This window comes from Stenotrophomonas sp. 05N423 (assembly GCF_056397145.1).
This window is the reverse complement of the sequence record NZ_JBFTMV010000001.1, coordinates 514,026-534,968: the sequence shown is the minus strand read 5'-3', so window position 1 is coordinate 534,968 and position 20,943 is coordinate 514,026. Positions and strand designations below refer to the sequence as shown.

The 20,943-nt window shown below is 67.8% G+C and carries 21 protein-coding genes; 5 read left to right on the top strand and 16 right to left on the bottom strand.

The features are described from left to right. Positions 1-33: 33 nt before the first annotated feature. From AC1DGW_RS02410 to surE, 4 genes are read right to left on the bottom strand one after another with little or no spacing between them, the layout of a single operon-like run. Positions 34-840: a peptidoglycan DD-metalloendopeptidase family protein gene (locus AC1DGW_RS02410; protein WP_478019069.1), complete on the bottom strand. Its 807-nt coding sequence runs from the start codon at positions 838-840 to the stop codon at positions 34-36. Beyond that, positions 819-1,433 carry a YqaA family protein gene (locus tag AC1DGW_RS02405; protein ID WP_478019068.1) on the bottom strand — a complete coding sequence of 205 codons (615 nt, stop codon included), beginning with the start codon at positions 1,431-1,433 and terminating at the stop codon, positions 819-821. Before AC1DGW_RS02405 ends, AC1DGW_RS02410 begins: the two co-directional genes overlap by 22 nt. 18 nt (positions 1,434-1,451) lie before the next feature. Beyond that, positions 1,452-2,138 (bottom strand): protein-L-isoaspartate(D-aspartate) O-methyltransferase, encoded by a 687-nt coding sequence (locus AC1DGW_RS02400; RefSeq protein ID WP_478019067.1) that lies wholly within the window; start codon positions 2,136-2,138, stop codon positions 1,452-1,454. Then, on the bottom strand, positions 2,135-2,914 hold the full coding sequence (surE, locus tag AC1DGW_RS02395; protein WP_478019066.1) for a 5'/3'-nucleotidase SurE: 780 nt from the start codon (positions 2,912-2,914) through the stop codon (positions 2,135-2,137). Before surE ends, AC1DGW_RS02400 begins: the two co-directional genes overlap by 4 nt. 173 nt (positions 2,915-3,087) lie before the next feature. Between surE and AC1DGW_RS02390 the strand changes: the two genes are divergently transcribed. Next, the gene (locus AC1DGW_RS02390; protein ID WP_478019065.1) at positions 3,088-3,627 is read left to right on the top strand and encodes a Smr/MutS family protein; all 540 of its coding nucleotides are present in this window, start codon (positions 3,088-3,090) and stop codon (positions 3,625-3,627) included. A gap of 174 nt (positions 3,628-3,801) precedes the next feature. Here the strand turns inward: AC1DGW_RS02390 and truD are convergent, their stop codons facing one another. The 9 genes from truD to AC1DGW_RS02345 all read right to left on the bottom strand — a co-directional run bounded on the left by truD (position 3,802) and on the right by AC1DGW_RS02345 (position 11,558). Then, positions 3,802-4,860 (bottom strand): tRNA pseudouridine(13) synthase TruD, encoded by a 1,059-nt coding sequence (truD, locus tag AC1DGW_RS02385; RefSeq protein ID WP_478019064.1) that lies wholly within the window; start codon positions 4,858-4,860, stop codon positions 3,802-3,804. 176 nt (positions 4,861-5,036) lie between these two features. Then, the gene (gene ispF / locus AC1DGW_RS02380; protein WP_478019063.1) at positions 5,037-5,537 is read right to left on the bottom strand and encodes a 2-C-methyl-D-erythritol 2,4-cyclodiphosphate synthase; all 501 of its coding nucleotides are present in this window, start codon (positions 5,535-5,537) and stop codon (positions 5,037-5,039) included. A gap of 51 nt (positions 5,538-5,588) precedes the next feature. Beyond that, on the bottom strand, positions 5,589-6,284 hold the full coding sequence (gene ispD / locus AC1DGW_RS02375) for a 2-C-methyl-D-erythritol 4-phosphate cytidylyltransferase (RefSeq protein WP_478019062.1): 696 nt from the start codon (positions 6,282-6,284) through the stop codon (positions 5,589-5,591). Further along, a complete protein-coding gene (ftsB, locus tag AC1DGW_RS02370; RefSeq protein WP_478019061.1) occupies positions 6,281-6,631 on the bottom strand; it encodes a cell division protein FtsB in 351 nt (116 codons plus the stop codon). Before ftsB ends, ispD begins: the two co-directional genes overlap by 4 nt. Positions 6,632-6,636: 5 nt before the next feature. Beyond that, complete coding sequence (eno, locus tag AC1DGW_RS02365) at positions 6,637-7,929, bottom strand: phosphopyruvate hydratase (RefSeq protein WP_478019060.1); 1,293 nt, start codon at positions 7,927-7,929, stop codon at positions 6,637-6,639. Beyond that, entirely contained in the window at positions 7,926-8,426 is a 501-nt protein-coding gene (locus AC1DGW_RS02360; protein ID WP_478019059.1) for a hypothetical protein, read from the bottom strand. Before AC1DGW_RS02360 ends, eno begins: the two co-directional genes overlap by 4 nt. A 37-nt stretch (positions 8,427-8,463) precedes the next feature. Beyond that, positions 8,464-9,297, bottom strand: coding sequence for a 3-deoxy-8-phosphooctulonate synthase (gene kdsA / locus AC1DGW_RS02355; protein ID WP_478019058.1), 834 nt, complete (start codon positions 9,295-9,297; stop codon positions 8,464-8,466). A 157-nt stretch (positions 9,298-9,454) separates the two neighbouring features. Then, positions 9,455-11,119, bottom strand: a complete 1,665-nt coding sequence (locus AC1DGW_RS02350) for a CTP synthase (RefSeq protein ID WP_478019057.1) — start codon at positions 11,117-11,119, stop codon at positions 9,455-9,457. Positions 11,120-11,306: 187 nt separating this feature from the next. After that, positions 11,307-11,558 carry a hypothetical protein gene (locus tag AC1DGW_RS02345; protein WP_478019056.1) on the bottom strand — a complete coding sequence of 84 codons (252 nt, stop codon included), beginning with the start codon at positions 11,556-11,558 and terminating at the stop codon, positions 11,307-11,309. Between the two features lie 161 nt (positions 11,559-11,719). Here AC1DGW_RS02345 and parE point away from each other — a divergent pair, with 161 nt between their 5' ends. Beyond that, positions 11,720-13,609, top strand: coding sequence for a DNA topoisomerase IV subunit B (gene parE, locus AC1DGW_RS02340; protein WP_478019055.1), 1,890 nt, complete (start codon positions 11,720-11,722; stop codon positions 13,607-13,609). A 446-nt stretch (positions 13,610-14,055) separates the two neighbouring features. Continuing rightward, the gene (locus tag AC1DGW_RS02335) at positions 14,056-15,546 is read left to right on the top strand and encodes a S10 family peptidase (RefSeq protein WP_478019054.1); all 1,491 of its coding nucleotides are present in this window, start codon (positions 14,056-14,058) and stop codon (positions 15,544-15,546) included. Positions 15,547-15,628: 82 nt separating this feature from the next. Here the strand turns inward: AC1DGW_RS02335 and AC1DGW_RS02330 are convergent, their stop codons facing one another. After that, positions 15,629-16,750 carry an inorganic phosphate transporter gene (locus tag AC1DGW_RS02330; RefSeq protein WP_478019053.1) on the bottom strand — a complete coding sequence of 374 codons (1,122 nt, stop codon included), beginning with the start codon at positions 16,748-16,750 and terminating at the stop codon, positions 15,629-15,631. Positions 16,751-16,762: 12 nt separating this feature from the next. Continuing rightward, positions 16,763-17,389: a DUF47 domain-containing protein gene (locus AC1DGW_RS02325; RefSeq protein ID WP_478019052.1), complete on the bottom strand. Its 627-nt coding sequence runs from the start codon at positions 17,387-17,389 to the stop codon at positions 16,763-16,765. Between the two features lie 275 nt (positions 17,390-17,664). Here AC1DGW_RS02325 and AC1DGW_RS02320 point away from each other — a divergent pair, with 275 nt between their 5' ends. Together AC1DGW_RS02320 and AC1DGW_RS02315 are read left to right on the top strand one after the other, a co-directional pair. Then, positions 17,665-18,981, top strand: a complete 1,317-nt coding sequence (locus AC1DGW_RS02320; RefSeq protein ID WP_478019051.1) for a hemolysin family protein — start codon at positions 17,665-17,667, stop codon at positions 18,979-18,981. Continuing rightward, positions 18,965-19,636 carry an exopolysaccharide biosynthesis protein gene (locus AC1DGW_RS02315; protein WP_478019050.1) on the top strand — a complete coding sequence of 224 codons (672 nt, stop codon included), beginning with the start codon at positions 18,965-18,967 and terminating at the stop codon, positions 19,634-19,636. The genes AC1DGW_RS02320 and AC1DGW_RS02315 overlap by 17 nt, the downstream gene beginning before the upstream one ends. Positions 19,637-19,765: 129 nt before the next feature. On the opposite strand, the gene AC1DGW_RS02310 is transcribed toward AC1DGW_RS02315, so the two are convergent. Then, a complete protein-coding gene (locus AC1DGW_RS02310) occupies positions 19,766-20,755 on the bottom strand; it encodes an LLM class flavin-dependent oxidoreductase (protein ID WP_478019049.1) in 990 nt (329 codons plus the stop codon). Positions 20,756-20,943: the final 188 nt, after the last annotated feature.

Below are 20,943 nucleotides of genomic sequence, written 5' to 3'. Positions count from 1 at the left end.
TGGGGCCGCGCGCGGCGGCCCGGTATCCGCCGGCTACTTCTGCGGCAGATACTGCAGCGGATCCACCGGCTTGCCGTTGTAGCGGATCTCGAAGTGCAGCATGTCGCGCGACGCGCCGGTGCGGCCCATTTCCGCGATCTGGTCGCCGGCCTTGACGTTCTGCCCTTCGTTGACCAGACGCTTGCGGTTGTGGCCGTAGGCCGAGAGCCACTGGTCGTTGTGTTTGATGATGATCAGTTCGCCGTAGCCGACCAGGCCGGCACCGGAATAGACCACCACGCCCGGCCCGGCCGCACGTACCGCCTGGCCGCTGCTGCCGGCGATGTCGATGCCCTGCTTGGTGGTCTCGCCGGCGACGAAACGCCCGACCAGCGCGCCGTCGGCCGGCCAGCGCCAGCCGATGCCGCTGTTGGCCGGAGCTGGCGCCGGCGTCGCCGCCGGTGGCGGCGTAGCCGGCCGTGTGGCGGTTCCCCCACTGCCGGTTGTCGGGCGCGAGGCGGTGGCGCCGCTGCCCGGATACAACCGCAGCGTCTGCCCCGGATAGATCGCGTTCGGGTTGGACAAACCGTTCCAGGCCGCCAGGTCGCCCGGCGTGATGTTGTGGATGCGGGCCAGCGCGTACAGCGTGTCGCCACGGCGCACCACCACGGTCTGCCCGGGCTTGGGCACCGACGTGCGCGGGGTTGCCTGCGCCGTTGATGCGCCGCCCGAAGGCCGGACCACCGTGGCCGTACCGCAGCCGGCCAACGCCGCGACCAGCAGCAATGCCGCCGCGCCGGCGGCCGCCTTGAACGCGCCCTTGAATCTCACCTCTGCACTCATGCGAATTTCGTCCTCCATACCAGCCAACCCACCAGGCCGACGACCAGCGCGGTCGCGATCCAGCCTAGCGGTTCGATCCAGCGCCGCAGCGCCTCGGCCGCGCGCGCGCCGCCAAAGCGGATCACCGCGGCCAGCACGAACACGCGCTTGCCGCGCCCGACCAGCATGCTCAGCACGTACTGCGGCAGCGGCACGCCGACGATACCGGATGCCCACGTGAAGACCTTCATCGGGATCGGCATGAAGCCGCCCAACACCAGGAAGGTGAACACCGCCCACGGCGATTCCACCATCTTCGCCTGCAGCGTGGCGATGCCCGCCTCGATGCCCGGCAGCATGCCCATCGCCGCGAACAGCGGCTTGATCGCCTCGAACGCGTAGTGGCCCAGCGCATAACCGACCATCGCGCCGACCATCGAACCGGCCAGGCTCAGGGTGGCGAAGCGCCAGCCCCTGCGCGGCTGCGCCACGCACATCGGCATCAGCATCACTTCCGGCATCACCGGGAAGATGATGGCCTCGACGAAGCTCAGCACCGTCAGGTAGGTAGGCGCACGCTTGTGGCTGGCCCAGTGCAGCGCGCGGTCGTACAGCGGCCCGAATATCTTCATCGTCGCAGGATTTCCCTGTCAGTCCAGCATGCCCGACAGCAGCGGCACGAAGCTGACCGGCGCCAGTTCCTCCTGCACGATGCCGTCGGCCTGCCGGGTAAGTTGCAGCAGCATCTGCCCGCCCGGGCCGCCGACCGGCGCGACCAGGCGGCCGCCGACGGCCAGTTGTTCGATCAATACGTCCACCAGCGCCGGTGCGGCGGCGGTGACGACGATGGCGTCGTACGGGCCATGCTCGGGCCAGCCGATGCGGCCGTCGTCATGCTTGCTGCGCACGTTCATGCCCAGCTGCCGCAGGCGCTTGCGGGCCTGGCGCAGCAGATCGCCGATGCGTTCGACGGTGAACACTTCCAGGCCGACCGCCGCCAGGATGGCCGCCTGGTAGCCCGAACCGGTGCCCACTTCCAGCACCGTCTTCGGCGCCACCTGCAGCACCGCCTCGGTCATGCGCGCCACCACCCAGGGCTGGGAGATGGTCTGGCCATGGCCGATCGGCAGCGCGGTGTCCTCGTAGGCGCGCGAGGCCAGCGCCTCGTCGATGAACAGGTGCCGCGGCACCACCCGCACCGCGTTGAGCACGCGCTCGTCGCCGATGCCCCCGCCGTTGGCGCCGTCGCGCAGGCGGTCGACCAGGCGGTCGCGCACCCGCTGCGAGGTCATGCCGCTGCCGACCGCCTCCGGGGAAAGACGCAGGCGTGGCGTCATGCCGGGCGTCCCAATGTCGAGGACAGCCCGCCCACCCAGCTGGCTACCTTCTCCAGCGCCTCGTAGCGGGTCAGGTCGACCTGGATCGGCGTGATCGAGATATGGCCGGTGCGCACCGCATGGAAATCGGTGCCCGGGCCGGCATCCTGCTCGGAACCGGCCGGGCCGATCCAGTACACGGTGTTGCCGCGCGGATCGGTGGCCGGGATGCAGGCCTCGGCGCGGTGGCGGTTGCCCAGGCGCGTCACCTCGAAGCCGCGGATCTCGTCCCACGGCAGGTCCGGCACGTTGACGTTGAGGATGGTATCGGCCGGCAACGGATCGGCTACCAGCCGCGCCACGATCTCGATGGCGGCACGCGCGGCGCTGAGGAAATGCTTCGCTTCATGGCGCTGGGTCACCAGCGACACGGCCACCGACGGCAAGCCGAGGAAACGTCCTTCCATCGCCGCCGACACGGTGCCGGAATAGATCACGTCGTCGCCGAGGTTGGCAGCATTGTTGATGCCCGAGACCACGATGTCCGGCTCATGCTCCAGCATGCCGGTAAGGGCCAGGTGCACGCAGTCGGTGGGCGTGCCGCTCACCGCGCAGGTGTAGTGGTCGATCCGGCGCAGCCGCACCGGCTGGTCCAGGGTGAGGGAATTGCTGGCGCCGGAACGGTCGCGGTCCGGCGCCACCACGGTGACCTCGTGGCCGGCATTGCGCAGCTCCTCGGCGAGCATCCTGATGCCGGGGGCGTCCACGCCGTCGTCGTTGCTTACAAGTACGCGCATTGAAGACCTGAATCGCTGAATCCATGACGGCGCTCCCGCTGCCTCGCCGTCCACCGCCACTCCGCCGGTGTGCTGCGCGCCGGCGGGCATGGCCCGATCCGGCATGATACCGGAATGCGCCCACCGCCTTCCCGTGACGCCCGCCCCATTGCCGCAGCCGTTACGCTATGCGCATGTCGCACCCAGAAGACGAAGACGACGGCGCCCTGTTCCGCTCGGCCATCGGCGAAGTAAAGCCGTTGCGCAAGGTGGACGCGCCGGCCACCACCCGCCCGCGCCCGAAGCCGCGTGCGCGCATGGCCGAGCAGGACGAAGCCCAGGCGCTGGGCGAGTTCGCCCGGCTGCTGCATTCGAGCACGCCGCTGGAAGCCGGCGACGTGGCCAGCTACCGCCGCGACACCCTGCCCGCGCGCATGTTCCAGCGGCTCAAGCGCGGCCAGTATTCGGTGCAGGACGAACTGGACCTGCACGGCGCCAATGCCGCCCAGGCCGAACACCTGCTGCGCGGGTTCCTGCTCGAAGCGCATGCGCACGACCATGGCTGCGTGCGCATCATCCACGGCAAGGGCCTGCAGTCCGACGGCGGCGCACCGGTACTGAAGAATCTGGTGGACCGCCTGCTGCGCCAGCGCAACGATGTGCTGGCCTTCCATTCGGCGCCGCCCGCGCAGGGCGGCACCGGCGCGATGCTGGTGCTGCTGGCGCGGCGCTGAGCGGCGGCCTGCCGGCGAACCGTTAATCGGCAGCCGGGTTACGCGCTTGCGGCAGGAGTATTGCGTTCGTCGCGCGGCGGGTGATGCGCTGCAACCTGCGATCGCGGACCGCCCGGGTGCCGGAGCCCGTCCCGGCTGCGCGGCAGGGCAGTCCGTATGGATGGAGCCTGCGGTTTACTCCGCTCCCGACGATTCGGCGCGACCAGCGTCGCTCACCTCGCCAAGCTCGTGCAGCACCGCCGTGGCATAGCAGCCCGGCGGCAACGCGAAGGAAAGCTCCAGCACGTCGTCCTGCAGCCAGGCGTGCCGCATCAGCGCCGGCCGCAACCGCAGTGCGCGCCGCTCCTGCTTCAACCCGGCCTGTTCCAGGCCGGCACGCAGCGCCAGCGCCTGTTCGTCGGCCAGCGCGGCCTGCTCCAGTTCCAGCGCGGCGCCGGTGACGCGCAGTTCGCCCGCTCCCCACAACGGTCCGCTGGGATGGATGTCGAAACGCGCCAGGCGCTCGGCCAGCGCCTCGCTCATCGGTTCGGGACCGAACACCGAACGGCTGCCGTCGAGCATCCACACCTCGCCCTCCAGCGCGCCATCCCAGCTGCCCTGCTCCACCCGCGCGGCCAACACGCGGTTGAACAGCGCCGAACGCGCCGCCGACAGGAACATGGAACGCTGGTCCTTGCGCACACGGCGACCGGCGAACATCGCCAGCGCCGCCGGCACATTGCCGCCATCGCGACCGAAGCGCTGCTCGCCAAACCAGTTGGGCAGGCCGCGCGCGGCGATGGCCTGCAGGCGTTCGCCGATGTCCGCCCGCTCACCCTGCACGCCGCGCAGCACCAGCCTGAAGCGGTTGCCTGCCAGCGCGCCGCGCTGCAGCTTGCGGTTGTGCCAGGTCGAAGCCAGCACATGGACCTCGTCCGATTCCAGCAACGACAGATCAGGCGCGACGCGCTTGGGCAGGTGCACGCTGAAACGCTGGGTGGTCACCGCATGCCGATCCTTCTGCCCGGCATAGCTGACGCCCATTTCCGGCACACCGGCCCACTGCGCCAGCTGCCTGGCCACGGCCACGGTGTTGGCCCCGCGCTTGCGGATGTCCAGCAGCAGGTGCTCGCCTTCGCCGCTCGCCTCGAAGGCGGGCAGCTCATCGACCTGGAAATCTTCCGGCGTGCTGCGCATCTGCGCGCTCAACACCGGTACACCGTAGGCAAAGGGAAGCGTGGGAATGGCAGTCATGTCAGTCCTTTGGAACGAGGTCGGGCCTGCGGCATCCTGTAGGAGCGCACTTCAGTGCGCGACGGAGCTTGCATGCGATTTCTGCTTTCACCGGTTACGCGTGGAGATTGACCGGGAAAGCCTCTTCGCGCACTGAAGTGCGCTCCTACGGGATACCGGGCAATCGAAAACGGGGCTTACGCCGCGACCAGCAGCACCACCGCCTGCGCGGCGATGCCTTCCTCGCGGCCGGTGAAGCCCAGTCTCTCGCTGGTGGTGGCCTTGACGCTGACCCGGTCCAGAGCGACGCCCAGCAGCTGCGCCACCGTTTCGCGCATGGCCAGCGCATGCGGGCCGACCTTGGGCCGCTCGCAGATCACGGTGATGTCGGTATTGCCCACCTGCCAGCCGCGCTCGCGCAGCAGGCCGTTGCAGTGGCGCACGAAATCGCTGCTGTCCGCACCTTTCCAGCGGTCGTCGCTGGGCGGGAAATGCTGGCCGATGTCGCCCAGCGCCAGCGCGCCGAGCATCGCGTCGCACAACGCATGCAGGATCACGTCGCCATCGCTGTGCGCGAGCACGCCGCAGCGGTGCGGTACGCGCACACCGCCGAGCATGACGTGGTCGCCCTCGCCGAAGGCGTGGACGTCATAGCCCTGGCCGATGCGGATGGGCGGAAAGACAGCGGAAGCATTCATGGCATTGGGATACATCGTGTCGGGCCCGGCATCAGGGCGCCGGGCAGGGATTCAGTCGCGCCGCGACAGCTCGAACTCGAAGCGGGCCAGGTCGGCCGGCGTGGTGACCTTGAAGTTGCACTCATCGCCTTCGACCAGCAGCGGCCGCGCGCCCTGGCGCTCCATGGCCATGGCTTCGTCGGTCACCTCGATGCCGGAGGCGGTCGCTTCGGCCAGCGCGCGGGTCAACTGGTGGCGGCGGAACAACTGCGGCGTCAATGCGCGCCACAGCCGCTCGCGCGGCTCGGTGCGGTCGATGCCACCGTCGTCGCCGGCACGCTTGAGCGTATCGCGCACCGGTGCGGCAAGGATGGCGCCGACCGGGTCGGCACGCCCCACTTCCAGCAGGCGCCCCAGGTCGACCGCCGGCAGGTTCGGCCGCGCGGCGTCGTGCACCAGCACGAAATCGTCGGCGCGCACGCTCTCCGGCAGGGCCTGCAACCCGGCCAGCACCGAGGCGGCGCGGGTATCGCCGCCGGTGCAGGTCAGCACCGGCTTGCCGGCGAAATCGCTCCAGCCCGGCCAGTCGGCGTCGTTTTCGGCGATGGCCACCATCACCCCGGCCACGCCCGGATGCGACAGCAGCGCCGCCAGTGCATGCGCCAGCAGCGGCTCGCCGGCAGCCAGCAGGTACTGTTTGGGCACGGGCCCGCCGAAGCGGGCGCCGCGACCGGCGGCGGGCACCACCGCCCAGACCTGCGTGGTCATGGCACGACCTCCTGCGTCGTGGCGTCATGCGCGCCGGCCTGCGCCGCAGCCGGCCGTGCGACCGGTGCGTCCTCGACCACGCGGTAGAACTTCTCGCCTGGCTTGATCATGCCCAGCTCGCTGCGCGCACGCTCCTCGATGGCGGCCTCGCCTTCCTTGAGGTCCTTGACCTCGGCGGCGAGCGCGTCGTTGCGTTGCTGCAGGCCTTCGTTGTCGCGCTTCTGGTTGGTGACCTGGGCCTCGAGCATCATCACCTCGCCCGAATTGCCCGGACCGAACCAGAAGCGGTACTGCAGCAGCGCCAGCAGCACCGCGAGCACCAGCAGCAGCCAGCGCCAGTCACGCATCGGCGTCAGCGCTTGAGCGAGACGAACGCGTCACGCCCGGCGTAGCGCGCATTGCCGCCGAGGGCTTCCTCGATGCGCAGCAACTGGTTGTACTTCGCCACGCGGTCGCTGCGGCACAGCGAGCCAGTCTTGATCTGGGTGGCGGTAGTGGCCACGGCGATGTCGGCGATGGTGGTGTCCTCGGTTTCGCCCGAACGGTGCGAAACGATCGCCGCGTAATGCGCCTTGTCGGCCATGGCGATCGCTTCCAGCGTCTCGCTCAGGGTGCCGATCTGGTTGACCTTGATCAGGATCGCGTTGGCGGTGCCCGATTCGATGCCCTCAGCAAAGATCTTCGGGTTGGTCACGAACAGGTCGTCGCCGACCAGCTGCACCTTGCTGCCGATGCGCTGGGTCAACAGCTTCCAGCCAGCCCAGTCGTTCTCGGCCAGGCCGTCCTCGATGGTGATGATCGGGTACTGCGCGGTCCAGTCGGCCAGGAAGTCGACGAACTGCTCGGAGGTCAGGCGCTTGTTCTCGCCGACCAGGTTGTACTTGCCGTTCTCGTAGAACTCGCTGGAGGCCACGTCCAGGCCCAGCAGGATGTCCTCGCCTGCGGTGTAACCGGCCTTGCCGATGGCTTCCAGGATGGTGTCCAGCGCCTCGACGTTGCTGCGGAAGTCCGGCGCGAAGCCGCCCTCGTCACCCACCGCGGTGCTCAGGCCGTGACCCTTGAGCACCGACTTGAGCGCGTGGAAGATCTCGGTACCGGCGCGCAGCGATTCGCTGAACGAGGTGAAGCCGACCGGCAGCACCATGAATTCCTGGAAGTCGACGTTGTTGTCGGCATGCGCGCCGCCGTTGATGATGTTCATCATCGGCACCGGCAGCGACGGCGTGGCGCCGGTCTTGCTGGCAAGGTACTGCCACAGCGCCTGCTTCTTCGAGGCGGCGGCAGCATGCGCGGCGGCCATCGAAACGCCCAGCAGCGCGTTGGCGCCCAGGCGGCCCTTGTTCTCGGTGCCGTCCAGGTCGATCAGGCGGCGGTCCAGGCCGGCCTGGTCCTGCGCATTGAAATCCTTCAGCGCAGAGGCGATCGGGCCGTTGACGTTGGCCACCGCGTCGCGCACGCCCTTGCCCAGGTACCGGGTCTTGTCGCCATCGCGCAGTTCCACCGCTTCCTTGGTGCCGGTGGAAGCGCCCGACGGCACCGCGGCACGACCGAACGAGCCGTCGGCCAGGGTGACTTCGGCTTCCAGCGTGGGGTTGCCACGGCTGTCGAGGATTTCACGGGCGTGGATCTTGGCGATAGTCGTCATGGTGTGGGGGCGTTGGAGTGAGTGAGGAAGGATTCCACTTCGGCCAGCATGGCGTCGGTGTAGGGGGGCGCATCCAGAGAAAACGTGCCGAGCAGCGGCATGAGTCGGCCATCTTCTCCCGAAGGCAGGCTGGCAAACAATACATAGTCCCGGCCTTCCGCCAGGCCGACCTCGCAGCTGACGGAGCCGCTGCGGATCAAGGTACCGGCCGGAATGTTGCCCTTGAGGACGCGCTTCACACTGAAACGCGCCGAGCGGGCAGGATAGGAAAATGGCGTATTCATTGGCGGGCGCTCCCACAAGCGACGAAACTCCGCCTCTTCTTCCGATGTCCGCCACCCGACCCAATCGACATGGATCACGGCCACGATCTCCGACGATTCAGTGGCTTCGCGCAGGGTCGGCGTCACGATCGGCGGGTCGGTATGGCATGCACCGGCATTGCCCGCCAACACGAACAGCGCGCAGGCCACAGTCACAAGAATGGCTCGCTTCATGCGCCACGCTCCCATGCTGGCCCAGCGCCGCCGGCCATCAGACCGTGCTCTCCAGGAACCCGTTCTTCTTCGTGATCGAATCCAGCGCCAGCAGGGTTTCCAGCAGCGCCTCCATCTTGTCCAGCGGCCACGCGTTGGGGCCATCGGACAGCGCCTTGGACGGATCGGGGTGGGTCTCGGCGAACAGGCCGGCCACGCCGACCGCCACTGCCGCGCGCGCCAGCACCGGCACGAACTCGCGCTGGCCGCCGGAACTGCTGCCCTGCCCGCCCGGCAGCTGCACCGAATGGGTCGCATCGAACACCACCGGGCACTGCGTATCGCGCATCACGCTCAGCGAGCGCATGTCGCTGACCAGGTTGTTGTAGCCGAAGCTGGCGCCGCGCTCGCAGACCATGATGTCGTTGTTGCCGGTGGATTTGGCCTTCTCCACGACCGGCTTCATGTCCCACGGCGACAGGAACTGGCCCTTCTTGATGTTCACCGGCCTGCCGGCGCTGCACACCTTCTTGATGAAGTCGGTCTGGCGCACCAGGAAGGCCGGGGTCTGAAGTACATCGACGACCGAGGCCACTTCGTCCATCGGCGTGTATTCGTGCACGTCGGTCAGCACCGGCACGCCGATCTGCTTCTTCACCTCGGCCAGCACCTTCAGGCCTTCTTCCATGCCCGGGCCGCGGAAGCTGGTGCCGGAGGTACGGTTGGCCTTGTCGAAGCTGGACTTGAAGATGAAGTTCATCCCCAGCTTGCCGGTGATTTCCTTGAGCCTGCCAGCGACGTCGAGCTGCAGCTGCATCGACTCGATGACGCAGGGGCCCGCGATCAGGAACAGCGGTTGGTCAAGGCCGACTTCGAATCCACAGAGCTTCATTCAACTACCTCGTGTTTGAAGCCCCTCTCCCGGTGGAAGGGGGGCTGGGGTGAGGGTCGGGGGCGAAGCCCTTGCGGAATCAGGTACCCGGGGCTTTGCCCCCGACCCTCGTCCGCCCCTTCGGGGCACCTTCTCCCCTGCGGGAGAAGGCGGAACATCAGGCCCGCGCTTCCTTCAACAGCTTGCCGCCGGCCTTCTTCTCGCGGGCGGCGCGGATGAAGCCGATGAACAGCGGATGCCCGCCGCGCGGCGTGGACAGGAACTCCGGGTGGGCCTGGCAGGCGAGGAACCAGGGATGCACCTCGCGCGGCAGTTCCACCACTTCCACCAGCGTGTCGTCCATCGACTTGCCGGAAATCACCAGACCGGCGTCTTCCAGCTGGGTGCGGTAGCGGTTGTTGAACTCGTAGCGGTGGCGGTGGCGCTCGGCCACCACGTCCTTGCCGTACAGCTCGCGCGCCAGCGTGCCCGGCTTCAGGCGCTGCTCCTGCAGGCCCAGGCGCATGGTGCCGCCCAGGTCGGACTTCTCGTCGCGTTTCTCGACCTCGCCGCTGGCGGTGCGCCACTCGGTGATCAGGCCGATCACCGGGTTCGGCGACTGGCGGTCGTTCTCGGTGCTGTTGGCGCCGTCCAGCCCGGCCACGTGGCGGGCGTAGTCCACCACCGCCGCCTGCATGCCGTAGCAGATGCCGAAATACGGCAGCCGGTGTTCGCGGGCGTACTGCGAGGTCAGCACCTTGCCCTCGAAACCACGGTCGCCGAAGCCGCCGGGCACGAGGATGCCGTCCACGCCTTCCAGCGCGGACATGCCGGTCTCTTCCAGTTCCTGCGCTTCCAGCCACCTGAGGTTGACGCGGGTGCGCTGGCGCAGGCCGCCGTGCTTGAGCGCCTCGCCGACCGACTTGTAGGCGTCCTGGTGGTCCACGTACTTGCCGACCACGGCGATGGTCACTTCGTCCAGCGGGTGCAGCGCCGCATCCAGCACCGCCTCCCACTCGGACAGATCGGCCGGACCGGCCTTGTCGGCGAGCTTGAGCTGGTTGACCACGATGTCGTCCAGGCCCTGCGCATGCAGACCCATCGGCACGCGGTACAGCACCTCCACGTCCGGCACGCTGATCACCGCGCGCTCGGAGACGTTGGTGAACAACGAGATCTTGCGCCGTTCCGAATCGGGGATGGCCTGCTCGGAACGGCACAGCAGCACGTCCGGCTGGATGCCGATCGAACGCAGTTCCTTGACCGAGTGCTGGGTCGGCTTGGTCTTCAGTTCGCCGGCGGCACCGATGTACGGCACCAGCGTCAGGTGCATGAACAGCGCCTTCTCCGGGCCACGCTCGGTGCGCACCTGGCGGATGGCTTCAAGGAACGGCAGCGATTCGATGTCGCCAACGGTGCCGCCGATCTCCACCAGCGCCACGTCGAAGCCCTCGGTGGCCTCGTCGATGCAGCGGCGGATCTCGTCGGTGATGTGCGGGATCACCTGCACGGTCGCGCCAAGGTAGTCGCCGCGGCGTTCCTTGCGGATCACGTTCTCGTAGATGCGCCCGGTGGTGACCGAATTCTTCCGGCTCAGGCGGGTATGGACGAAGCGCTCGTAGTGGCCCAGGTCCAGGTCGGTCTCGGCACCGTCATCGGTGACGTAGACCTCGCCGTGCTGGAAGGGACTCATGGTGCCCGGATCGACGTTGATGTACGGGTCCAGCTTCATCATCGTGACCTTCAGGCCACGCGCCTCGAGGATGGAGGCCAGCGACGCGGCGGCAATGCCCTTGCCAAGCGAGGACACCACACCGCCGGTAACGAAAATAAGGGGGGTCATGGCTCACTTGCCTCCCGGAAAGCCCTAGTTTAAAGGTTGTCGCGCGAACACCCAAGCGCGGAATGCGGCGACCTCGAAAAATCCCGTCCCGCATCGCGGCGGCGGCGGCGCCCTACCGCCACGGGGACGTAACAAAAAAGACGCCCCGGCCTGCGCCGGGGCGTCCATCGACACCGGAAGACCCGCGTCAGCGACGCTTGCGGGCTTCCTCTTCTTCCTCTTCGCGCGGGGCGGACTGCTCGCCCTTGGCTTTTTCCTGGGCGGCGGCGGCGGCTCGGCGCTTGGCCTTCTGCTCGGCCTCGCTCTGCGCCTTGTCCGCGGCGGCGTTCTGGGCGGCCTCGCCCGTCTTGCCCTTGTCGGCGCTCTGCGCCATCACCAGCGGCACCGCCACGACGGCGGCGGCAGCCACGGCCAGAACCAGCAATTTCGACGATTTCATCCTCATCCTCCGGAGTTTCCACCGACACATGGGGGCCGGTTGCGCACTTTCCAGCCCGTGCAGGATACCCCTGCCCGCCCCTCCCCGCACTGAACACCGGCGTGCAAATTTCCCCGCCAGACCGCAAACTTGCCCGTCGCATCAGCGCTTTATCGAGATACATGAACGCCCGTTACAACGCCGCCGACATCGAAGTCCTCTCCGGCCTGGACCCGGTCAAACGCCGCCCCGGCATGTACACCGACACCGCGCGCCCGAACCATCTGGCGCAGGAAGTCATCGACAACTCGGTGGACGAGGCGCTGGCCGGGCACGCGAAGACCGTCGAAGTCATCCTGTTCAAGGATGGCAGCTGCGAGGTCAGCGACGATGGCCGCGGCATGCCTGTGGACATCCACCCCGAGGAGAAGATCCCCGGTGTCGAACTGATCCTCACCCGTCTGCATGCCGGCGGCAAGTTCAGCAACCGCAACTACACCTTTTCCGGTGGCCTGCATGGCGTCGGCGTGTCGGTGGTCAACGCGTTGTCCACGCTGGTGGAGATCCACATCCGCCGCGAAGGCAGCGAGCACCGCATCAGCTTCCGTGACGGCGACCGTGCCAGCCCGCTGGAAGTGGTCGGCAGCGTCGGCAAGAAGAACACCGGCACCCGCCTGCGCTTCTGGCCGGACCCGAAGTATTTCGACACCAGCAAGTTCAACGTGCGCGCGCTGCGCCACCTGCTGCGCGCCAAGGCCGTGCTGTGCCCGGGCCTGACCGTCAAGCTGACCGACGAGGCCACCGGCGAAGTCGACACCTGGCATTACGAGGACGGCCTGCGCGACTACCTGAAGGCCGAGCTGGGCGAGCGCGAAATGCTGCCCGCCGACCTGTTCACCGGCAGCCTGAAGAAGGAAACCGAAGTCGTCGACTGGGCCGTGGCGTGGCTGCCGGAAGGCGAGCTGGTGCAGGAGAGCTACGTCAACCTGATCCCGACCGCCCAGCACGGCACCCATGCCAATGGCCTGCGCACCGGCCTGACCGAGGCGCTGCGCGAGTTCTGCGACTTCCGCAACCTGCTGCCGCGCGGCGTCAAGCTGGCGCCGGAAGACGTGTGGGACCGCGTGTCGTTCGTGCTGTCGCTGAAGATGACCGACCCGCAGTTCAGCGGCCAGACCAAGGAGCGCCTGTCCTCGCGCCAGGCCGCCGGCTTCGTCGAGAGCGCCTCGCACGACGCCTTCAGTCTGCTGCTGAACCAGAACGTGGAAATCGGCGAGAAGATCGCGCAGATCGCCATCGAGCGCGCCAGCGCGCGCCTGAAGACCGAGAAGCTGGTCGTCCGCAAGAAGGTCACCCAAGGTCCGGCCCTGCCCGGCAAGCTGGCCGACTGCATCAGCCAGGACCTGTCGCGCACCGAGCTGTTCCTGGTGGAAGGCGACTCGGCCGGCGGCAGCGCCAAGCAGGCCCGCGACAAGGATTTCCAGGCGATCCTGCCGCTGCGCGGCAAGATCCTCAACACCTGGGAGGTGGCCTCGGGCAGCGTGCTGGCCTCGGAGGAAGTGCACAACCTGGCCATCGCCATCGGCTGCGACCCGGGCAAGGACGACCTTTCCGGCCTGCGCTACGGCAAGGTGGTGATCCTGGCCGACGCCGACTCCGATGGCCTGCATATCGCCACCCTGCTCGCCGCGCTGTTCCTCAAGCACTTCCCCGCGCTGGTCGCCGCCGGCCACGTGTTCGTGGCGATGCCGCCGCTGTTCCGCGTGGACGTGGGCAAGCAGGTGTTCTACGCGCTGGACGAGGAAGAAAAGCGCTCGCTGCTGGAGAAGATCGAACGCGAGAAGATCCGCGGCCAGCTCAGCGTCACCCGCTTCAAGGGCCTGGGCGAAATGAATCCGGCGCAGCTGCGCGAATCCACCATCCACCCCGATACGCGCCGGCTGGTGCAGTTGACCGTGGACGACGACGAACAGACCCACTCGCTGATGGACATGCTGCTGGCGAAGAAGCGGGCTCCGGATCGCAAGGGCTGGTTGGAGAGCAAGGGCGATCTGGCTTCGCTGGAGGTTTAACCCCGGCTATTCACCGCTATCAGCCGTGGCGACGGCGCAAACACTCTGGCAACGGACAGTCCCGCTTGGCGCGGTTGGAGAGCAAGGGCGATCTGGCTTCGCTGGAAGTCTGATCCCCGCGATTCGTTGCCACCTGCCGTGGCGACGGCGCAAACACTCTGGCAACGGACAGTCCCGCTTGGCGCGGTTGGAGAGCAAGGGCGACCTTGCTTCACTGGAAGTCTGCCCCCGGCGACTCGTCGCCACCTGCCGCGGCGACGGCACAGTCACTCCGGCGATGGACAGGCCGGCCTGCCGCTGCTGGAGTGCAAGGACGATCCGGCTTCCAGCTCGCAGAATCGCATCATGGTGTGCTCCTGCTGGCAGGTTCTCCATGGCTTTGAGCACATTTGCCGCTCTCCTTGCAGGCATAGGATCAGGAATTCCCTGATCCTGTGATCCTCCGCATGAAACACCTGCTGTACGTGGCCGCGCTCGGCGCCGGCCTGCTGTTCGCCGTGCCTGCCCCGGCCAAACCCGCCGACACCGCTGGCGAGGACAAGGCCGCCCCGGCCGCCCCCACGCCGCTTCCGGCCGATGCCTCCGCCCGCCAGAGCATGCGTCTGGAAGGCCGCACCCTCGACTACACCGCCACGGTCGGCTCGCTGCCGGTGCGCGACGCGCAGGGCAAAACCATCGGCGACGTGGTATTCACCGCCTACACGATGCCCGGCAAGGATCGCCCGGTCACCTTCGCCCTCAACGGCGGCCCCGGCGCCTCGTCGGTCTATCTGAACCTCGGCGCGATCGGCCCGAAGGTGGTCACCTTCGGCAGCGAAGGCGACAGCGCTTCGGCCCCGGCCACGCTGCACGACAACCCCGGCACCTGGCTGGACTTCACCGACCTGGTGTTCATCGACCCGGTCGGCACCGGCTTCAGCCGCTCGCGCATTCCCGACGAAGAAGCGAAGAAGCAGTTCTTCACCCCTACCGCCGACGTCGAGTACCTGTCGCGCGCGGTCTACGACTGGTTGCTGAAGAACCAGCGCATGACCTCGCGCAAATACCTCACCGGCGAGAGCTACGGTGGCTACCGCGGCCCGCGCATCACCCACTACCTGCAGACCCGCCTGGGCGTGGCGATGAACGGGCTGGTGCTGGTCTCGCCCTACCTGAGCCCGACGCTGGAGGACAACAGCGACGTCTCGCCGATGGCCTGGATCCAGACCCTGCCCTCGATCGCCGCCGCGCACCTGGAACGCCAGGGCCGGCTGACCGACGAGGCCATGCGCGAGGTCGTCGAATACACCCGCGGCGACTACGCCACCACGCTGATGAAAGGCCGCTCCGACCCGCAGGCGACCGAGGCTATGGTCCGCAAAGTCACCGAACTGACCGGCCTGGACCCGGTATTCGTGCGCCGCGCCGGCGGCCGGCTGGAAACGCAGGCCTATCTGCGCGAGGTGTTCCGCGACAAGGGCACGCTGGGCAGCCGCTACGACTCCAACGTCACCGCCTTCGATCCGTTTCCCACCGACCCCGAGCAGCGCGCCAACGATCCGCTGCTGGACAGCATCATCGCCCCGACCACCACGGCGATGGTGGACTTCGCCACCCGCGTGGTCGGCTGGAAGGTCGACGCCCGCTACAACGCGCTGAGCTATGAAGTGAACCGCCTGTGGGACCGCAACGGCGACCTGCGCGCCGGCGCCGTCACCCAGCTGCGCCAGGCGGTGGCCATCGACCCGCGCCTGCAGGTGCTGATCGCGCATGGCTGGAACGACCTGTCGTGCCCGTTCATGGGTTCGATCCTGACCGTGGACCAGATGCCGGCCATGGGCAGCGACCCGCAGCGCGTGCAGGTGCGCAGCTATCCGGGCGGACACATGTTCTACAGCCGCGCCGACAGCCAGGCCGCGTTCCGCCGCGACGTGCGCGCCATGTACCAGCGCAACTGAAACCGCTCCCGACCCGATCCACAAACGAAAGGCCCGCCGGGAACGGCGGGCCTTTCTCATGCGTCCGGCAGGAACGCGGTGGTCAGCTCCAACCGAGGACGGCGAACAGCTTCAGGATCAGGTAGGCGCAGCCGCCGGCCGCCGGGATGGTCAGGATCCAGGCCCAGACGATGCGTTCGATCACGCCGATGCGCAGCGACTTCGGGTTCTTGGCGAAACCCACGCCCATGATCGCGGTGGAGATGCTGTGCGTAGTCGAGACCGGCATGCCGAAGTGCGCGGCCAGGGTCAGGATGGTGGCCGAGCTGGTCTCCGCGGCGAAACCGTGGATCGGGTGCAGCTTGACCATCTTGTGGCCCAGGGTCTTGATGATCTTCCAGCCACCCGAGGCGGTACCTGCGGCCATCACCACCGCACAGGTCAGCACGATCCACATGGCGATGCCGTCGCCGGCATGCGCATCCGGGTGCATGAACGCCAGCCACGACGGCAGGTCGTTCAAGGCGCCGGTGGCCTCGGCACCGATCAGGGTCATGGCGATGATGCCCATGGTCTTCTGCGCGTCGTTGTGGCCATGGGCGAAGCCCATGTAGGCGGCCGAAGCGATCTGCGCCTTGCCGAAGAACGCGTTGACCCAGCGCGGACGCGCCAGCCGCCGCAGCACGCCGCCCATCCGCGCCATGCCGGCGATGATCGCCCACAGCAGGCACATCACCACGATGCCGAGCAGGAATCCGGCGATCGGCGAGGTGATCATGGGCACGAATACCTTCCACAGCAGGCCCTTGTTCTGCGCCCAGTTGCCGACGCTCTGCGACCAGATCAGCGCGTCCCAGTTGTTGTGCGCGGCGGCCAGACCGGCACCGCACAGGCCGCCGATCAGCGCGTGCGAGGACGAGGACGGCAGGCCCTTCCACCAGGTGATCAGGTTCCAGACGATGCCGCCAAGCAGCGCGCACAGGATCACCTGCGGGGTGACCTCGACCACGTCGGCATTGAGCAGGCCGTTGGCGATGGTCAGCGCCACCGCGGTGCCGGTCAGCGCGCCAAGCAGGTTCATGCCCGCAGCCAGCATCACCGCCCAGCCGGGCGAGAGCACCTTGGTCGCCACCACGGTGGCGATGGAGTTGGCGGTGTCGTGGAAGCCGTTGATGAACTCGAAGACGAGGGCTGCCAGGATCACCACCAGTACGAGGGTGAGCATCGACCGTCCCCGTCAGCTGTTCTTCAACACGATCTGGTACACCACCACGCCCGCCTCGCGGCAGCGGTCGATGGCCTTTTCCAGGATCTCGAAGAATTCCTTGAGCAGGAACATCTGCAGGTTGTCCAGGCGCCCGGAATAGATTTCCCGGTACAGCTCCAGCATCAGCCGGTCGGCTTCGTTCTCCAGAGCGCGCAGCTTCTCGTTCATCGCCGTCATGCGGTCGATGTTCATGTGGCGCAGGTCCTTGACCATGTCCACCACCACGCCGGCGGCCTGCTCCAGCATCGCCGCGCGCGGCGCGAAGTCGATCTGCGCCAGGTGCTGGGTGGCCAGCGAATAGCGGTCGGCGAACTTCTCGATCTGCTTGGGAATCTTGTACAGCGCCGAACCCAGCGCCTCGATGTCTTCGCGCTCGATCGGGGTCATGAAGCTGTCCACCAGCGCCTGGCTGATCTTGTCCGAGGCGGCGCGCTCGCGCAGGCGCGCCAGCTTGAATGCATCCAGAGCCGGCTGCCGGTCGGCCTCGCGCATCATCGCGTGCAGCGCCTTGGCGCTGTCGGCGGCGGCCTGGGCGGCCTCGTCGAGGTAGGTATAGAACTGCTTGCCGGAGCCGAAAATGGTCTGCAATGAAAACATTGGGGATGCCTGTTCGCCGTCGCGGAAGGGACGGCACCGGGGCGAATTATGACGGCTGGATGACTTCTCGGGTATTCCCGCCCCATCCGGGCCGGCAAAAATGAACGGGCGGTTGCCGGCCCGGCATGCCGGTTTGCTAAGATGCGCCGGCGCCCCACGGGCGCACCCTATGGACGACGACCCTTCTCCCCCGCCGCAGCCCCCGGGCACGCCCCTGGATTCCTGCCGCCACCGCAAGCACCCGCCCTCCCTGCCATCGACCCGGGGAGCGACCCGTGTTTGAACTGATCCTCATCGTTTTCGCCCTGATCCTGCTCAACGGTTTCTTCGCCATGTCCGAGATGTCGGTCATGACCTCGCGCAAGAGCCGGCTCAAGCAGATGTCCGCCTCCAGCAAACGCGCCGAGCGTGCCCTGGCGCTGGCCGAGAAACCCGAGAACTTCCTGTCCGCCGTGCAGATCGGCATCACCGTGATCGGCGTGCTGACCGGTTTCCTCGGCGGCGAAGCGCTGGGCGAGGCCATCGCCGCGTGGATCCAGGGCCTGATGCCCGGCTTCGCCTACGCCGGCGCGGTGGGCAAGGCGCTGGCCGTCACCCTGATCACCTTCGTCACGCTGATCTTCGGCGAACTGGTACCCAAGCGACTGGCGCTGACCCGTTCGGAGGACATCGCCGGCCTGGTGGCGATGCCGATGGGCTGGCTGGCCACCCTCGCCTTCCCGTTCGTGTGGCTGCTGTCACGGACCACCCGGCTGGTGCTGCGCCTGCTGGGGCTGGGCAACACCGACTCGGCGTCGGTGACCGAAGAGGAGATCCGCATGCTCGTGGCCGAAAGCCACGAGGCCGGCGTGATCGACATCCACGAACGCGACATGATGAACCGGGTCATGCGCCTGGGCGACCGCACCGCCGACAGCCTGATGACCCCGCGCAACCGCATCGCCTGGCTGGATACCACCGCCGATGCGGAAAAGAACCTGGAGACCATGCACGAGCATGCGTTCTCGCGCTATCCGGTCTACCGCGGCAACGACCAGGACATCGCCGGCATCCTCGAGGTCAAGTCGCTGGTCACCCGCCGCCTTCAGGGCGACACGCACGCGCTGTTCGAGAACCTGCGCGAGACGCTCTACGTCTCCGAATCCACCCATGCGATGAAGCTGCTGGAGATCTTCCGCGAGGAGCACCAGTCGATGGCGCTGGTGGTGGACGAGTACGGCGAGATCCAGGGTCTGGTCACGATCAGCGACCTGATGGGCGCGGTGGTCGGCCGCCTGCAGGCGCCGGAGAACACCGACGAGGACGCACTGGTGGTCACCCGCGAGGATGGCTCGCTGCTGGTGGACGGCTCGCTGCCGGTGGACGACCTGCGCGAACTGATGGGCGGCGTCGAACTGCCCGACGCCGAGGAAGGCGACTACTACACGCTGGCCGGCATGTGCATGCACTCCTTCGGCCGCATCCCGCACGCCGGCGAATACTTCGACTGGGCGGGCTGGCGCATCGAGATCGTCGATCTGGACGGTGCCCGCATCGACAAGCTGTTGCTGCGCCGCCTGCCGGAAGAAAACGAAGATGACACCACCGGCTGAGCGCGGCGACGTACCGGAGCCGGGTCCGGCTTCGGGCACCTACCGCAACGAGGGCATCCGTACCCTGCTGGCGATGTTCGAACAGGGTGATCCCCAGGAACACCAGCCGCTCGGCAGGATCCTGCAGGGGCTGCAGGAAAGCGCGTTCGGCGTGTTCCTGTTCGTCGCCATCCTGCCCTCGTTCATTCCCATTCCCGGGATCGGCGGCGCGGTCAGCGGTCCGCTGGTACTGCTGATCGGCCTGCAGATGATGGGCGGCCTGTCGCGGCCGTGGGTGCCGGGCTTCATCGCCCGGCGCGGGCCGAAGCGCGGCACCATGCATCGCTTCCTCGGTCGCATCGACCGGCCACTGCGGCGCCTGGACCGGATGCTCAAGCCGCGCCTGCCGGCCGTGGTGTGGCCGCTGCCGGCACGGGTGTTCACCGGCCTGCTGCTGGTCATGGTCGGCGTCCTGCTGTCGCTGCCGATCCCCTTCACCAACTATCTGTTCGGCTTCCAGCTGCTGTTGTTCGCACTGGCGCTGATCGAGCGCGATGGCGCGCTGATGCTGTTCAACTGGATCGCCGCCGTCGCCGCCGGCCTGTTCTTCGGACTCGGCTCCGGACAGCTGGTCAGCCACACCGTCGACCTGTTCCAGCGCTGGACCGGCGGCTGACCTGTAGGAGCGCACCTCGGTGCGCGACGGGGCTTTCCATTTGAATCCCTCGTGAGAGCTGTTGCAGAAGAATTTGCGCGCAAGCCTCATCGCGCACTGAAGTGCGCTCCTACGCGCATCACGCGGACCTCAGTGCCGCGCCTGCCAGGCCTGCATCGCCAGTTCGAACGAGCGCAGCCGCGCAGCATGGTCGAAGATGTTGGCGGTGAGCATCATCTCGTCCGGCCGGTGGCGCGCGGCGAAGGCCGCCAGCCCTTCGCCGACCTGGGCGGTATCACCGAGCACCGTGCAGGCCAGCGCGCGCTCCACGCCCGCCTTCTCGTGCGGCTCCCAGAACGCCTCGATGTCGTCGATCGGCGGCGGAATCCGGCCCGGCCGGCCGCGGCGCAGATTGACGAAGCTCTGCTGCTGGGTGGTGAACAGGCGCCGCGACTGCGCCTCCGATCCGCTGGCCACCACGTTCAGCGCCAGGATCGCCCACGGCGCGCGCAGGCGCGCGGAGGGACGGAAATCACGGCGGTACAGCGCCACCGCCTCGTCCATCGCGTCCGGAGCGAAATGCGAGGCGAAGGCAAACGGCAGGCCCATCGCCGCCGACAGTCGCGCGCTGAACAGGCTGGAACCCAGCAGCCACACCGGCACCTCGATGCCCGCGCCCGGCACCGCCTGCACGCCCTGCCCCGGCTGCACCGGTTCGAAGAAATGCAGCAGTTCGGTCACGTCCTGCGGGAACTGGTCGGCGCTGTCGAAGTAGCGGCGCAGCGCGCGGGCGGTGGCATGGTCGGTGCCCGGCGCACGGCCCAGGCCCAGATCGATGCGCCCCGGATACAGCGAGGCCAGCGTACCGAACTGTTCGGCCACCTGCAGCGGCGAGTGGTTGGGCAGCATGATGCCGCCGGCGCCGACGCGGATGGTCGAGGTGCCGCCAGCGACATGGCCGATCAGCACCGAGGTCGCCGCGCTGGCGATGCCCGGCATGTTGTGGTGCTCGGCCAGCCAGTAGCGGCGGTAGCCCCAGCGCTCGGCATGCCGCGCGAGATCGAGCATGTTGGCGAAAGCCTGGCCCGGCGTGGCGCCTTCGCAGACGGGGGCCAGATCAAGGACGGAAAGTGGAATCATGCGGCGGCTTCCGGCAGGGGATCACGAAGACATGGGGTGCGGGACGCGGTTTCCCATGCCTGCACGGGCCCCATCGGCCGAACACTGTTTTCCGGGCGACTCCCGCGGGGCGGCTTCAGCCGCGAACGGGCTTTCCGACTGACGTCACCGGACGTGCGTACTGCGGTGGCAGTATCCGTGCGACAACT